General features: G+C 69.3%; 17 protein-coding genes. 11 read left to right on the top strand and 6 right to left on the bottom strand.

From position 1 onward, the window contains the following. Positions 1-33 precede the first annotated feature (33 nt). Entirely contained in the window at positions 34-405 is a 372-nt protein-coding gene (locus tag ABZ463_RS23325; RefSeq protein WP_352013365.1) for a helix-turn-helix domain-containing protein, read from the bottom strand. A gap of 79 nt (positions 406-484) precedes the next feature. On the opposite strand from ABZ463_RS23325, the gene ABZ463_RS23320 reads away from it, so the two are divergent. Both ABZ463_RS23320 and ABZ463_RS23315 read left to right on the top strand, forming a co-directional pair. Continuing rightward, complete coding sequence (locus tag ABZ463_RS23320) at positions 485-895, top strand: RidA family protein (RefSeq protein WP_352013364.1); 411 nt, start codon at positions 485-487, stop codon at positions 893-895. Positions 896-1,238: 343 nt separating this feature from the next. Continuing rightward, positions 1,239-1,982 carry an SDR family oxidoreductase gene (locus tag ABZ463_RS23315; protein ID WP_362778870.1) on the top strand — a complete coding sequence of 248 codons (744 nt, stop codon included), beginning with the start codon at positions 1,239-1,241 and terminating at the stop codon, positions 1,980-1,982. A 41-nt stretch (positions 1,983-2,023) separates the two neighbouring features. On the opposite strand, the gene ABZ463_RS23310 is transcribed toward ABZ463_RS23315, so the two are convergent. Genes ABZ463_RS23310 through ABZ463_RS23300 form a run of 3 tightly spaced genes read right to left on the bottom strand, consistent with a single transcriptional unit; the run spans position 2,024 to position 4,348 of the window. Continuing rightward, positions 2,024-2,482, bottom strand: a complete 459-nt coding sequence (locus ABZ463_RS23310) for a DUF6640 family protein (protein WP_352013362.1) — start codon at positions 2,480-2,482, stop codon at positions 2,024-2,026. Then, positions 2,482-3,585 (bottom strand): FAD-dependent monooxygenase, encoded by a 1,104-nt coding sequence (locus tag ABZ463_RS23305; RefSeq protein ID WP_362778866.1) that lies wholly within the window; start codon positions 3,583-3,585, stop codon positions 2,482-2,484. Before ABZ463_RS23305 ends, ABZ463_RS23310 begins: the two co-directional genes overlap by 1 nt. Positions 3,586-3,604: 19 nt before the next feature. Continuing rightward, the gene (locus ABZ463_RS23300) at positions 3,605-4,348 is read right to left on the bottom strand and encodes a siderophore-interacting protein (RefSeq protein WP_362778863.1); all 744 of its coding nucleotides are present in this window, start codon (positions 4,346-4,348) and stop codon (positions 3,605-3,607) included. A gap of 204 nt (positions 4,349-4,552) precedes the next feature. Between ABZ463_RS23300 and ABZ463_RS23295 the strand changes: the two genes are divergently transcribed. From ABZ463_RS23295 to ABZ463_RS23280, 4 genes are all read left to right on the top strand, one after another. Then, complete coding sequence (locus ABZ463_RS23295) at positions 4,553-5,269, top strand: TetR/AcrR family transcriptional regulator (RefSeq protein WP_362778860.1); 717 nt, start codon at positions 4,553-4,555, stop codon at positions 5,267-5,269. 177 nt (positions 5,270-5,446) lie between these two features. After that, on the top strand, positions 5,447-5,719 hold the full coding sequence (locus ABZ463_RS23290) for a hypothetical protein (RefSeq protein WP_362778857.1): 273 nt from the start codon (positions 5,447-5,449) through the stop codon (positions 5,717-5,719). Further along, positions 5,716-5,856 carry a hypothetical protein gene (locus ABZ463_RS23285; protein ID WP_362778855.1) on the top strand — a complete coding sequence of 47 codons (141 nt, stop codon included), beginning with the start codon at positions 5,716-5,718 and terminating at the stop codon, positions 5,854-5,856. The genes ABZ463_RS23290 and ABZ463_RS23285 overlap by 4 nt, the downstream gene beginning before the upstream one ends. A gap of 12 nt (positions 5,857-5,868) precedes the next feature. Further along, entirely contained in the window at positions 5,869-6,561 is a 693-nt protein-coding gene (locus ABZ463_RS23280; RefSeq protein WP_362778852.1) for a recombinase family protein, read from the top strand. 53 nt (positions 6,562-6,614) lie between these two features. Here ABZ463_RS23280 and ABZ463_RS23275 read toward each other — a convergent pair whose 3' ends face one another. After that, the gene (locus ABZ463_RS23275) at positions 6,615-7,349 is read right to left on the bottom strand and encodes a TetR/AcrR family transcriptional regulator (protein ID WP_362778849.1); all 735 of its coding nucleotides are present in this window, start codon (positions 7,347-7,349) and stop codon (positions 6,615-6,617) included. 97 nt (positions 7,350-7,446) lie between these two features. Between ABZ463_RS23275 and ABZ463_RS23270 the strand changes: the two genes are divergently transcribed. Then, a complete protein-coding gene (locus tag ABZ463_RS23270) occupies positions 7,447-8,139 on the top strand; it encodes a GNAT family N-acetyltransferase (protein ID WP_362778847.1) in 693 nt (230 codons plus the stop codon). Between the two features lie 247 nt (positions 8,140-8,386). Here the strand turns inward: ABZ463_RS23270 and ABZ463_RS23265 are convergent, their stop codons facing one another. Next, the gene (locus tag ABZ463_RS23265; protein ID WP_362778844.1) at positions 8,387-8,785 is read right to left on the bottom strand and encodes a MerR family transcriptional regulator; all 399 of its coding nucleotides are present in this window, start codon (positions 8,783-8,785) and stop codon (positions 8,387-8,389) included. A 619-nt stretch (positions 8,786-9,404) separates the two neighbouring features. On the opposite strand from ABZ463_RS23265, the gene ABZ463_RS23260 reads away from it, so the two are divergent. From ABZ463_RS23260 to ABZ463_RS23245, 4 genes are all read left to right on the top strand, one after another. After that, a complete protein-coding gene (locus ABZ463_RS23260; protein WP_362778841.1) occupies positions 9,405-10,031 on the top strand; it encodes a hypothetical protein in 627 nt (208 codons plus the stop codon). Between the two features lie 268 nt (positions 10,032-10,299). Then, positions 10,300-11,778 (top strand): MFS transporter, encoded by a 1,479-nt coding sequence (locus tag ABZ463_RS23255; protein WP_362778838.1) that lies wholly within the window; start codon positions 10,300-10,302, stop codon positions 11,776-11,778. Then, the gene (locus ABZ463_RS23250) at positions 11,775-12,359 is read left to right on the top strand and encodes a TetR family transcriptional regulator (protein WP_352013352.1); all 585 of its coding nucleotides are present in this window, start codon (positions 11,775-11,777) and stop codon (positions 12,357-12,359) included. The genes ABZ463_RS23255 and ABZ463_RS23250 overlap by 4 nt, the downstream gene beginning before the upstream one ends. 50 nt (positions 12,360-12,409) lie before the next feature. Next, positions 12,410-13,198 (top strand): TetR/AcrR family transcriptional regulator, encoded by a 789-nt coding sequence (locus ABZ463_RS23245; RefSeq protein ID WP_352013351.1) that lies wholly within the window; start codon positions 12,410-12,412, stop codon positions 13,196-13,198. The last annotated feature ends 174 nt before the right edge of the window (positions 13,199-13,372 follow it).

Raw genomic sequence — 13,372 nt, 5'->3', positions numbered from 1 at the left:
GCCACCGACCCGAACAGGGCCGGGACACAGGTCTCACAGGCCCGCGTCCTCACGCATGTCGAAGGCGTCGCGGGCGTGTTCGATGGCGGGCATGTGCTCCGACGCCCAGGCCAGCAGGACGTCGATGGGCTGCCGCAAGGTCTTGCCGAGCGGTGTGATCCGATACACGATCGCCACCGGCCGCGTGGAGAGAACCTCACGTTCGATCACCCCGTTACGCTCCAGGCGGCGAAGAGTCGTGGTCAGCGACTTCTGCGTGACCGCGGGCATGGCCCGGCGCAACTGGTTGAAGCGGCAGGGTCGCTCGCAGAGCTCGTTGAGCACACCGAGGGACCACTTGTCGAGCACCTGATCGAGGAGCTCGCGGTGCGGGGCGTCGATGCGGAGCCCGCCGTCGGTATCCATGGTGAAACCTGGTCTCGTTGAAGTGCCTTTCTCCTACTAGGTAGCTTACAGATACCTACATTGACAAGGAGAAACAGCCATGACCGTCAAGCACTTCACCCCTGAAGGCCTGCTCCAGCCCACCCCCTACCACCATGTCGCCGTCGGCACGGGCACCACACACGTCCATGTCAGCGGGCAGGTCGCCCGACAGGCCGACGGAACCCCGGTGGCCCCCGGCGATCTGGCCGGACAGGTCGCACAGGCCCTGCGCAACACCGCCGCCGGCCTGGCCGGCGCAGGCGCCTCGTTCGCGGACGTGTTGCGCCTGACGTTCTATGTGACCCGGTGGAGCCCGGAGAAGATCGGCGACCTCATGGCCGGAGTCGAGACCGTCGCCGAGGAGATCGGCCTTCGGCTCCCCATGCCCCCGGCCTCCCTCATCGGCGTCGACCACCTCTTCGAGCCGGACGTCCTCGTCGAGGTCGAGGCGACCGCACTGCTCGACTGATCCGGCGCACGCAGCCGTGCCCGGCCACGGCACGGCCACGCACGGCACGAACCGTTCAACGTGGCGTTCAGCGGGCGATGCTCTCCAGGTCCGCCACATCCTCACCGGAGAGGGAGAGCCCGGCACCGACGACCGGCACGCACCGCCGCGCAGCACCCACAAACGGAAATGTCCCCTACACCCCGGTCACGCCCCGGCCCCTTGCTGAACGGGCTCCGACCTGTCAGTGGGTTGTCACTGTGTTGTCAGCGCGCTTGGCCAGGCTTCACATCGTGAAGCACGAGCACGTGACGGACGTGAAGAAGGGCAGGAAGCAGTGACTCTCAACGGCAGGACAGCGCTGGTGACAGGGGCTTCGCGGGGCATCGGCCGGGCCATCGCGCGGCGGTTGGCGGCCGACGGCGCGCTGGTGATCGTGCATTACGGGTCCAACGAGACAGCTGCCCAGGAGACCGTCTCCCTGATCGAGAAAACTGGCGGCAACGCCTTCGCCGTCCGGGCGGAGCTGGGCGTTCCCACCGACGTGGACACGCTGTTCACCGGGATGGAAGCCGGGCTGCGCGAACGGACAGGGCAGGTGCGGCTGGACATCGTGGTCAACAACGCCGCCACCGGCGCCCCGGGGCCGATCGAGTCGAGCACCCCCGAAGCCTTCGACCAGGTGTTCGCCGTCAACACCAAGGCGCCGTTGTTCATCGCCCAGCGAGCGCTTCCTCTGATGAACGACGGTGGTCGCATCATCAACGTGTCGTCGGCGGCGACCCGGATCGCACTCCCGGAACTGGCGTACGCCATGAGCAAGGCGGCCATGAACGTTTTCGGCCGCACCCTGGCCAATGCGGTGGGGGCCCGTGGCATCACGGTGAACACGGTTACCCCGGGCCCCACCGAGACCGACGCCAACCCGTGGATGCGCGGCAACCCCCAGGCCCAGAAGATGGTCGCGAGCAGCAACGCGATCCCCCGGGTCGGCCAGCCCGAGGACATCGCCGACGTGGTCGGCTTCCTGGCCTCTGACGCGGGCCGCTGGGTCACCGGGCAGGTCATCGACGCGTCCGGCGGTTGCTTCCTCGGGCCGCACATGTAGTGACCCACTACAAGATCCAGTCCGGGTTCAAAGACAGGCACTCAGGCAGGGCTGTGATAGCGCTCATGACCAGGTGGCGGAGACCACGGCATGCGCAGTGTCACCGCTGCCGCAACGAGCAGGGCTACGAGCAGGACGATCGCCATAAAGACCTGCCCGTGCAGTCCTAGGACGAAGACAGTCCGGTCGGCGAACTCCGGGTCGTAGGTGGCGGTCGCGGGGAACAGGAGCGCACCGATCATGCCGAGCCACGGGATGGCCAGGATGGCGGCGGCGTGCAGCAGCGTGTTCCGGCCTGGCCGTAGCGCGAGGGCCAGGCCGGTGAGGCCGAGGAGCACTGTCATCACCATGTATTGGGCATCGTGGAATTTGGCGTGGGGCGGCCAGGCCGGGTTGAAGGCGTGCTGTGCCGCCAGGTCGGGGATGACCAGGTCGGCGAGCACGGCACCGACCGTCGTGATCGCTGCGACGGCAATGATCAGGATTCGTGGGAGAAGCATCAGATCGTCCAGGTGTAGGCGGGGGTGAGCGAGCGGGCGAAGAACCTGGTGGGCAGTAGGGGAAGAACCGCGTCCCGCAGGATGGTCAGCGGCGTGGAGGTCCAGTGCGCGGCGGCGCCGGCCTGGCGGGAACGGCGGACGATCAGCTGGGTGCGCGGCCTGCGGGTGCGGTCGTACGCCTCCAGCCCTGCGCGTACGCCGAGGGTGTCCACCGCGTGCGCGAGCGTGACCGCATCCTCGAGCGTCTGGCAGGCGCCCTGCCCCAGGTTGGGGGTCATGGCGTGGGCCGCGTCTCCCAGAACGGCCACGTTCCCGCAGACGTACGCGGGCAACATGGGCAGCTCGTGGGTGTCGTGTTGCAGCACCGCCTCCTCTTGCGCGGAGCCGAGGAGCGCGGGGATGGGGTGGTGCCAGCGGGCGAAGCGTTCGCGCAGCTCATCCAGGCCGACGCGGGAGCCGGCCGGCGCGTTGGCCATCACGTAGCAGTAGATGCGGCCGTCGGGCATCGGCACGTGCCCGAACCGTTCGCCCCTACCCCACGTCTCCACGCTCCCCTCGACGCGCTGAGGCGGAGCGATGAGACGCCAGGTGGTGTAGCCGACATAGCGCGGACCGGGAAGGTGCGGCCAGAGCGAGCGGCGCGTCACGCTGTGCACGCCGTCGGCGCCCACGACGAGATCGGCGGTGGAGGTGCCGCCGCTGTGGCGGACTGTGCCGTCGCGCTGAACGTGCTGCACGTCGATGCCGGACCGCAGAGCGTCGGGCGGCACGACTGCTCTCAGCAGGTCGACCAGGGCGGCCCGGTGCACGGTCACCCATGATCCGAAGCGGCGCTTGAGGCTGCCCACGTCATTGCGGACCAGCCAGTCCCCGCGCCTGCTGCGGATCCCCGCGAGCGGGTCGGCCAGCCCACCGGCGCGCAGCCGCTCGCCCAGGCCGATGGCGTCCAGAGCGCGCAGGCCATTGGGCTGGATGGTCAGTCCCGCGCCCACCTCGGTGAACTCAGCGGCGCGTTCGAGGACTTCCACCTGCCAGCCTCGCCGATGGAAGGCGACGGCCGTGGCGAGTCCGCCGATGCCGCCTCCTACGATGATCACTTTCATGTTCAGGTCTCCTTGACGGTCAGTGCAGGCCCCGCTTGCCCGGGGCCCAGAACGGCTTGGTCTTGATCGAGGCCCGTGGCCAGTTGCGCTCGCGCACCAGGAAATCGCGCACCAACTGGCAGGTTCTCGCCTCCCCGGCCACGTAGGCGGCTCCGGCATTGCCCGGCAGGTCGAGTTCGGCCACGGCCGCGAGCAGCACCGGGGAGGTGACAGCGGGGGCGCCGTGGCGGTGGACGCGGCGCAGCGGCGGCGTCCCGGGCATGGGCAGGTCGTGCTCGGGGGTTTCGCTCTCCAGGACGCCGTACACCTCGGTCGAGGCTCCCAACGCTCTGATCATCGGTCCGAAGGCGGCGCCGGCGGTCTCCTCTCCGACGAACACGTGGTAGTCGGCCTCGCGGGTGAAGAAGTCACCTTGCGGCCACCAGAAGGTCACCCGGTTCCCGGGCCGTGCCGCCCGCGCCCACTTCAGTCCGATGCCGTCGCCCGCGTACAGGTGGATGCGCAGTTCGATCGCCTTCCTGCCGGGGTCGAGGTCCCAGATCGTGTAGGTGCGCAGCGTCTCGGCCGGGCGCAGGATGCCCGACACCGACAGCGGGTCCTTCAGCTGGATCCTGACGTGCTGGCCGGGGGTGTAGGGGAAGGCGACGGGCTGGTCGGTTTCCAGCCGGATCCGGCGCATGGCGGGGTTGACCTGCTGGGCCACGGTGACGGTCGCCTCCATGGCGTACTTGCCGAACAAGCGGTCGCGCATCGTAGGTGCCATGTCAGGAGTCCTTGCGCCGCCGAAGGTGGGCGGATCTGGACATCCGCCACCACACGGCCGTAACCAGCACCACGACCGCGAGAAGGATCCACCACGCAAGTCCCATGTTCGCTCCTTACGACCTCTAGGTTATTTAGAGGCATTAAGGAAACATAGATGCCCTAAGATGTCAACGGCGCCAAAGAAACAACACAAGGGGTGACGATGTCCGCACACACCAGCAGGCGGGAAAGGCTGCGCCAGGCCACCCTGGAGGAGATTCACGCGGCCGCGCGCAGGCTGCTGGTCGAGCAGGGATCGGCCGCGGTGACCATCAACGCGGTCGCCCGGCAGGTCGGCATGAGCGGCCCGGCTCTCTACCACTACTACGCCGGCCACGACGAGCTGGTCGGCGCGGTGACCGCAGACTTCTTCCGCGAGCTGACCGCCATCATGGAGCAGGCCCGCGACGCCCGCGCCGGCGCGCCGATCGGCGACCGCCTGCTGGCCGTCTGCCGGGCCATGCGCACCTGGGCCATCGCCCACCCGGCCGAGTTCGGCTGGATCTTCGCCAGCCCCATCGCACCGCCGAACCGCGGTGCCGGCTCGGTGCGTCACCAGGCCGCCCTGAGTTTCGAGCAGGTCCTGCTCGACCTGACGGTCGAGCTGTGGCGGACACGGCCGTTCCCGGTGCCCGACCCAGCCGACCTGTCCGCCTCCCTGCGCGAGCAACTGACCGCCTACTCCGCCACCATCGATGGGCGACTGCCGCCCGAAGCCGCCCACGTCTTCCTGTCGTGCTGGATCAGGCTGTACGGCCTGCTGTGCATGGAAGTCCTGCACCAACTGGACTTCGCCTACACCGACCTGGAGCCCGTCTTCGAAGAGTGCCTGCGCGACCTGGCGGTCACCCTCGGCATCGACGACGACGCAGCGGCATGAATCCGACCGGGCGTCGGGAGCGGTACGGAACCGCGGGACTCCGAAGGGGCGGACCACGTACGGAAGAAACTCCAGAGCTGACGATGGCCCAACGCGACGCGCAGGCCATTCGTTGTGGTGGCGGGCCGCCTCACTTCTCTTCAGGAAACAGCCCTTCCGTGAAGTGACCCTGGCTGCATGCCGTCCTCCACGCCCAGCTCGGCCTCGCTCAGCCCGGCTCCGGATCGCGCCGAAATCACTTCACGAAAGGTAGCGGGGCTTCCCGACCGGCTCGATCTGGCCGACGACAGCCTGCCGGTGTGGACGGAGCGCTACCTCGAACTGGCCGTGCGCGGGGTCCGCTCGGCTGAGGTCAGCGCCAAGATCTCCCGGCATCTGCAGCGCTTCGCCGCCTGGATCACCGACGGCTCGGGCACGACCGGCTCTCGGCCGTCACCCCGCGCGAGGTGAGCGCCTGGCGCGACCACCTGGCCGCCGCCGGCAACCGCGGCCGCGACGGCACGCCCGCGCCGATGGCGCCGACGACCGTCAACAACCACCTCGCGCACGTCTCGGCGCTGTTCACCTGGATCACCGCGCACGCCTGAAACACTTCGGCGGTGACGGATGACGACTTCGCGCGCGTGGAAGCCCGCGACTGCCCGATGACCTCCTGCGCCGCTCCGGCTGGCTCGCCCTGCCGTACTGGGCGCGGCAAGGTGGCGGCGCAGTATCACACCGCCCGCTTGTCGCTCGACACCCAGCTCGACGCGCTCAAGGCCACCGGCATCACTCGCGCCGTTGTTCGCCCCGAACTCGAGCGAGCCCTCGCCCTGGCGGCCGAGATGCGGGCCTCGGGCCTGGCGGTCACTCTGGTCGTGCACGAGCACAAGCGGCTGGGGCGCGGCAGCGAGCTGGTCGCGCTGGCCGAACAACTGCGGGCGGCGGGCATCGGCCTGGAGTTCTTGTCCGGCGAGCTGCAGGGCAGCCACGACCCGACGGGGATCGTCTTCACCGTGCTCACGGCACTGTCGGACATGGAGCGCGGGTACGTCCGCGACCGCACTCTGGAAGTCACGAGCCGGCCCGCACCCGGGGCAAGCACATCGGCGGCGCCACCGTCACCGACGAATCCATGCTGTCGATGGCGTTGCACCTGCGCGGCCGGAACCTCAGCCTGTGCGACATCGCCGCCCGCCTGGTCATCACCCGCGGCAGGAAAAAGAGCCAGCACCCCTCACCGGCCACCGTGCTGCGCATGCTCCGCGATCACGACGACGCGACCGAAGCCCCCGCCCCGTAAGGGGCCGTGAACTGAAGAGACGGCGCTCGTTTGGGGCTGGCGACACGTTCGTTAACGGCACCCCTACCGGGCTGGGCGGGCGATCAGCGCCTCTATGCCGTCCAGCAGGAGGTCGAGGCCGAACCGGAAGTCGGCGTCCTCCGTCCAGCCGGTGGAGTCCCTGAGCAGGCCGGAGCGCACCATGGCCGACAGTGCCGGGTACGTCGCGGGGTCCAGGACCTCGGTGAGTATCTCGCCGTACTCGGTGGCTCCCTTGGCCCTGGCCGCGAGCTCCTTGCCACCGGCGCCGAGCGAGTGCGTGAGTGTGGCGTCGGTGAGGGCGTAGCCGGTCAGCACCGTGGCGGCGTTGAACTTCTGGCCGTCGTCCAGCCCGGTACCGGACAACGCGTCCAGAGCCCGGTCAAGCCAGAGCAGTCGCCGCGGCCCCATGGGCGGGGTGCTCTGGCGCAGGTCCAGCAGCCAGGGCCGGGACAGCAGGAGGTCGCGGGTGAGCCGGGTCCACGTGGCGAGGTAGGCGCGCCAGGACAGGTTCTCGCGTTCGGGCGGTGGGGGCACGGCGCTGTCGGCCATGACGGTCAGCAGTTCGTCCTTGCTGCCGACGTACCGGTAGAGCGCCATCGGAGCGACGCCCACCTGGGCGGCGACGTTGCTCATGGAGACGGCGGCCAGCCCCTCGGTGTCGGCGATCTCGATGGCGGCCGTCGTGATCGTGGCCAGGTCCAGGCGCGGCCTCGGGCCTCTGCGCGTGGTGGGTTCGCGGTCCCACATCCGCGCCACGACGGGTGGCAGCTCTGCCATGGAACATCCTCTCGTGCGGCCGGAATCTGTGTACGTCATATAGCACAATAATCGTGTATGACGTACAGAGTAGGCTGTACACAATAAGGGAGGCGTCATGGAGATCCGTACGTTCGCACGGAGTGACCGCGCCGAGCTGCGCGAGCTGTTCGAGCGCGTGGGCGAGGGCGCTCCCACGGCGTCGCTGTGGGGGCACGTGGACTCGGAGGCGGCCGTCTACCTGGATCCCTACATGGAGCTGGAACCGGATTCGCTCTTCGTCGCCGTCACCGGGGGCGCCCTGGTGGGCTACCTGACGGGATGCCTCGACAGTGCGAGGTTCCCCGGGGAGGGCGAGCGCATGGAGAAGGCGATGCGGACCTACCGGCTGGTCTTCCGACCCAGGCCCGCGGCCTTCTTCGCGCGCAGCCTGGCCGATCTGGCGTGGGCCGCGGTCCGCAGGGAGCCTGGCGTCGGCGAGTTCACCGACGCCAGGTGGCCCGCGCACCTGCACATCAACGTGGCACCCGAAGCGCGAGGGACAGGTGCCGCCGACGGGCTGATGAGCCGGTGGCTTGACAGGCTCAGGAAGGCCGGATCTCCCGGCTGCCACCTGCAGACCCTGGTCGAGAACACCCGGGCGGTGCGGTTCTTTGAGCGCATGGGCTTCGCCGAGCACGGCCCGGCACCACTGGTGCCCGGCCTCCGGCACGACGGCCGACGGGTCCACCAGCGGACGATGATCTGGAGTGCCAGCCGCACTGCTGAGGAGGCAGAGGCCGGAGCGCGGACGTCCGCCAAGCCTCAATAACCCCGCCACCATCAGACCGTAGGGACGGCGTGCCCGGGGACCGGCGTGCGCCCATTCGATGACAGCGGGCAGGTGCGGCACCGGTGCACCGCTTGCCGGACCTGCCCACTGTCGAACCCGCCGAGAGTTGATGCACCCCGACGACTCCGGCCGAGCACCGGGCCGGCTCCTTGCCGCTCACCCGGCCGCGCCACAGGACGGGCAACAGGACGGGCAACAGGACGCGGGCCGCGCAGGCGGAGGCCGGTCAGCCGCGTCGGCGCAGTTCGGCGTTGATGCGCAGGGCCTCGGCGAGCTGGTCTTCCAAGATGATGATGCGGCAGGCGGCCTCCAGAGCGGTGCCCTGGTCGACCAATTCCCGGGCGCGGGCGGCCAGGCGCAGCTGGTAGCGCGAGTAACGGCGGTGACCGCCCTCGGAGCGCTGCGGCTCGATCAGCCTGGCGGCGCCCAGACTGCGCAGGAACGCCGGGGTGACACCGAGGACCTCCGCGGCCCGGCCCATGCTGTAAGCGGGGTAATCCTCATCGTCGAGTTTCCGGCCGGGCCTGCCACCGGCCACGTCGGGGAGCGTCCGAGCCGCCTCCGTCTCCGCCTTCTCGGCGGTGTCCCGGGGGTGAGAGCCCGGGGATGTGACTGCTTGATCCATACAACCTTCCCTAACGCGGACGAGGGCCCCGGCGCCATGATGCGCCGGGGCCCAGAGGTTCAACACCATCTACCGGCCTTATGGCCGACTCACTGCTTCCACACTGGCCGCCCGCAAAGGCAGGGGTGCGGGGATCGCGTAAGCGTAACCGTAAACCACCGTCCAATCCGTGGAGGTGCGGTACCCGTGCGGCGAACTTCAGCCGACGACGGGCGATCCTGATGGCGTTCAACACTCCCTTCGGTATCTCTACTTCGACTTCATCTGTCACTACTTCGGCAGCGCGTCCACGGCAAGGACCCTTCGATCCTGCTGGCCCCGGCACGTCCGACCTTCTGCCCGTCCACCTACGTCATCTCCTGCTATCCACGTCCGTCCGGGCAGTTCGTCGTGATGCCTACCTACTGCTCTGCCCTCGTGGATCCGTTCCTTGCGATGCCAGAAATCCTAACCCCCCTTACGGCAGATGTCTATTCTGACCACTACAGATTTTCGGTAGCGGCGAAGCCAGGACGAGCTCCCACACCGAAAGGGACAGATTGGCAACAGCCCGGTCGATGCTGTCGCACAGCTCAACGCACACCAGCAGGCCGGTTTGGTCCAGCAGATACCGCAGCCCATGAAGCAGACCCACGAGCGACGGACGACCGGTGGCCATGCCCTCGACGCGTCGCCACAGGCGAGCCAGGAACCCCACGGCGGTGGAGTCGCAGAAGAGCCATCATCAGGAGCCCAGGCAACCGACACCACCCAACCGCCCTGGCTCAATCGAACTGACACCGACTCAGCAGAAGGCGGTGAACGTGGGGCGCGACTCGGTGAAGGTGTGGCCAACCTCGGCTTCAGCGGCAGCACACTGCCGGACCCGTTCACCGCCCACGCCATGCAGGGCACTCCCGCGGACATGACCAACGTCAAGACCCGCCGCGCACCGCCTCCTCGAGGCCATCCGCGAGAGACACCCACAAACACCACCCCTGTACCCAATCCAGGAGGACACCCCAGGCCCCCTCGCACCCGACTTCGACAGCGAGACCTGCGATTCAAGACCACCGGCGATCCAGCCGAACACGCCGCCGACCGACTCACGCCCAACATCATCCGCGACCCAATCACCAAATCGTCGAACAACGCACGGCCGACGACCCCGAACCTGCACCACCTCGACGGCCGCGACCTATATGGCGAGACGGACCACGCCGACCCCGCCGGACACCACCGCATCGGCGAGAACTTCGCGCCCTGAGGCAGGGGCCGGCGCACGGTTCCGGCAGCCCGGACAGCCGATTTCGAGCAGCTACCTGCGAAACGCCGAACCACACCCCAGGGCCGCCCGGGTCTCTTTGGAGGAGGGTCTTCAGTCCTTTGTTGTTTTTGATCTTGAGGCCCAAGCGGGCGCCTTTACAATGTAGATCACTAACTTCAAGGAATGGGCTCCCGCTGGAGTGCACATCCGTTTACGCTGGAGGTGAACAGATGTGCACCCCCTGTCCCCCTTCCCATGGAGAGTCGCAGTGCCCCCTCAACCAGCCGAGGCTCCTCATCCGCGCCTCCTCGTCGCCGTCCTGGCCTTCTGCGGCGTGGTCGTGGCCGTCATGCAGACACTCGTCATCCCTCTCCTGCCGCACGTCCCCGCGCTCACCGGGAGCACCCCGACCGCCGCGAGCTGGCTGGTCACCATAACCCTGCTCAGCGGCGCCGTCTGCACCCCCGTTCTCGGACGGATCGGCGACATGTACGGCAAACGCAAGGTCCTGCTGGCCTCCCTCGGCCTGCTGACCATGGGATCGGTGCTGTGCGCCGCCAGCTCCCAGATCGGCGTGCTCATCGCGGGCCGTGCCCTGCAGGGAGCCGCGCTCGCCGTCATGCCGCTCGGCGTCAGCATCATGCGGGACGAGCTCGCACCCGGCCGGCTGCTCTCCGCGGTGGCCCTGATGAGCTCCACCCTGGGCATCGGCGCCGCCATCGGGCTCCCCCTCGCCGCGCTGGTCGTCGAGAACGCCGACTGGCACACCATGTTCTGGGTCTCGGTGGGTCTGGGCCTGCTCGACATCGCACTGGTACTGCGCTACGTGCCCGAGTCACCGCTGCGCGCCGGCGGCCGGCCCGACGTCCTGGGCGTGCTCGGCCTCTCCACCTCCTTGGTCAGCCTGCTGCTGGCGGTGACCCAGGGCGGCGACTGGGGCTGGACCTCCACTCCCACCCTCGCCCTGCTGGCCGCCGCCGTACTGATCGGGCTGCTCTGGGGAGCCCACGAACTGCGCGCCCCCTCCCCCATGGTCGACCTGCGGGTCTCCGCGCGGCCCGCGGTGCTGCTGACGAACCTCGCCGCCCTGCTGATCGGCTTCGCCTTCTACGCCAACTCGCTGGCCACCGCGCAACTGGTGCAGGAGCCCACGAGCACCGGGTACGGCCTGGGCGCCTCCATCGTCGTCAGCGGCCTGTGCCTGCTGCCCGGCGGTGTCGCGATGGTGTTCCTGTCCCCCGTCTCCGCCAGGATTTCGGCCGCCTACGGCCCCAAGGTCACCCTGGCGGTCGCCTCCGCATGCATGGCCGCCGGATACGCGGTGCGTTTCTTCACCAGCCACCAGCTGTGGACGATCGTCCTCGGCGCGACCGTGGTGTCCGCGGGCACCGCCATCGCCTACTCCGCCCTGCCCGCGCTCGTGATGCGCGCGGTGCCGGTGAGCGAGACCGGCGCGGCCAACGGCCTCAACACACTGATGAGGTCGATCGGCCAGGCGGCGTGCAGCGCGGTCGTCGCCGCGGTCCTCGCCCACGTCACCTTCCAGGTCGCGGGCCGTACCGTGCCGACCCTGGGCGCCTACCTGACGGTCTTCGTCATCGCCGGGGCCGCCGCGCTCCTCGCTCTGGCCGTCACTCTGTGTCTACCGGGCGGACAGGCTCCGGCCCCGTATACCGTCGGGCAGGACCGTACGGCGGGCGCAGCGGAGCGCCCACCGGCGGCGCTCGCCCAGGAGAGCAGCCCATGAGCGTGCACACCACCGGAAGGCAGACCGAGGAATCCCGGGACACCGGAACCCGCAGCGGCCGGGACGCGATCCTGCGCGCCGCCCGGCGGGCCTTCACCCTGCGCCCGTACGCCGAGGTGACCTTACGCGGCATCGCCACGGACGCGGGGGTGAGCGCCTCGCTCATCGTCAAGCACTTCGGCAGCAAGGAACAGCTCTTCAACACCGTCGCCGACTTCGGTCCCGACACCGACGAGCTCTTCGCGGCCCCCCTTGAGGCGCTCGGCAGGCACATGGTGCTGACGCTGGTACGCAGCCGCCGCGAATTCCAGCGGGATCCGATGCTGCGTGTCGTGTTCTCCCTGGGCAACACCGATGAGCGTTCCCTGCTGCGGGACCGCTTCCACGAGCAGGTCACCGCGCGGCTGACCACGCTGCTCCCCGGCCAGGACAACGCCCTGCGGGCGGAACTGGTCGCGGGCCAGTTGCTCGGGCTCGGAGCCACCCTCGCGCTGCACCCCTCGGGCGCAGCAGCGCAGGCCGACGCCGAAGGCATCGCCGACCTCTACGCACCCGCGCTGCAACGCCTGATCACCGGCTGATCCGGCCCGCTGATAGCTTTAGGGCGTAAGGAGACGGGAGGGAGCCACAGGTGGTCGTCTTCGCGGGCCAGGGCGACGCGCGCCGTTCCATGGCTCTGCTGTGGCGTTCCGCCGGTCCCGCCGAGGAGTCCCGGCCCGGTCCGAAACCGGGACTCAGCGTCGATCTGATCGTGGACACGGCGATCGCCCTCGCCGACGCCGAAGGCATGGCGGCGCTGTCCATGCGGGCGGTCGGCGAACGGCTCGGACGTTCGGGAATGGCCCTCTACACCTACGTCCCCAGCAAGGGCGAGCTCGTCGACCTGATGTACGACCGGGTCCTGGGCGAGCTGCCGACCGGCTACGGGCACGAGGAGGGCTGGCGGGCGGCCCTGACGGTGTGGGCCCGCGACACCTGGGAGTTCTACCTGCGCCATCCCTGGGTGCTCCAGGTGTCGCAGGCCAGGCCCGTGCTCGGTCCCAACGAGTACCTCAGCCTTGAGACGCTGGTGCGCATCCTGCGTGAGACCGGCCTCGACGCCCCCCGGATCCGGGGGGTCGTCGGCACGCTGTTCCACTTCCTGCGCGGTTCGGCGGGGACGGTCTCCGAGGTACGGCAGGCCCCCGCCGCCACCGGCGTCTCCGACGAGGAGTGGTGGCTCGCCCGTTCGGCCACGCTGCTGGAGATCGCCCCCGGCCTGACCGAACGGTTCCCCGCCGTGGCCTGGCTCGAAGGCGCGACGGCCGCCACCTCCTCGCACGACGACGGTCTGCCCTACCTCGAACGTGAGGCCAGGAAGAGCTTCGAGACCGGCCTGGCCGTACTCCTCGACGGCATCGAGGCGACCGTCGCGGGCTGACACCGCTGTTCCGGCAGCACGTCCAGCCCTATGGCGAGGTACCGCTGGGCGTCGCCAAGCTCCTGTTCCTGGAGAGCCGCAGGAGGGCGCCGGCCGCCGGGATGCCGGTCAGGCGGCAGCCGGTCGCTCCACGTCCTGGCGCGACGGCGGTTCGTGCTGATCGCCACTGCCGCC

This window comes from Streptosporangium sp. NPDC020145, assembly GCF_040631275.1.
Taxonomy (GTDB): domain Bacteria; phylum Actinomycetota; class Actinomycetes; order Streptosporangiales; family Streptosporangiaceae; genus Streptosporangium.
The sequence above is the reverse complement of the archived record's forward strand: the minus strand, read 5'-3'. Positions and strand labels throughout refer to the sequence as shown.

Coding starts and splice junctions, on each gene's coding strand:
- ABZ463_RS23325 (WP_352013365.1), bottom strand. CDS start 405: ATGGATACCGACGGCGGGCTCCGCATCGACGCCCCGCACCGCGAGCTC.
- ABZ463_RS23320 (WP_352013364.1), top strand. CDS start 485: ATGACCGTCAAGCACTTCACCCCTGAAGGCCTGCTCCAGCCCACCCCC.
- ABZ463_RS23310 (WP_352013362.1), bottom strand. CDS start 2,482: ATGCTTCTCCCACGAATCCTGATCATTGCCGTCGCAGCGATCACGACG.
- ABZ463_RS23305 (WP_362778866.1), bottom strand. CDS start 3,585: ATGAAAGTGATCATCGTAGGAGGCGGCATCGGCGGACTCGCCACGGCC.
- ABZ463_RS23300 (WP_362778863.1), bottom strand. CDS start 4,348: ATGGCACCTACGATGCGCGACCGCTTGTTCGGCAAGTACGCCATGGAG.
- ABZ463_RS23295 (WP_362778860.1), top strand. CDS start 4,553: ATGTCCGCACACACCAGCAGGCGGGAAAGGCTGCGCCAGGCCACCCTG.
- ABZ463_RS23290 (WP_362778857.1), top strand. CDS start 5,447: ATGCCGTCCTCCACGCCCAGCTCGGCCTCGCTCAGCCCGGCTCCGGAT.
- ABZ463_RS23275 (WP_362778849.1), bottom strand. CDS start 7,349: ATGGCAGAGCTGCCACCCGTCGTGGCGCGGATGTGGGACCGCGAACCC.
- ABZ463_RS23270 (WP_362778847.1), top strand. CDS start 7,447: ATGGAGATCCGTACGTTCGCACGGAGTGACCGCGCCGAGCTGCGCGAG.
- ABZ463_RS23265 (WP_362778844.1), bottom strand. CDS start 8,785: ATGGATCAAGCAGTCACATCCCCGGGCTCTCACCCCCGGGACACCGCC.
- ABZ463_RS23260 (WP_362778841.1), top strand. CDS start 9,405: ATGAAGCAGACCCACGAGCGACGGACGACCGGTGGCCATGCCCTCGAC.
- ABZ463_RS23250 (WP_352013352.1), top strand. CDS start 11,775: ATGAGCGTGCACACCACCGGAAGGCAGACCGAGGAATCCCGGGACACC.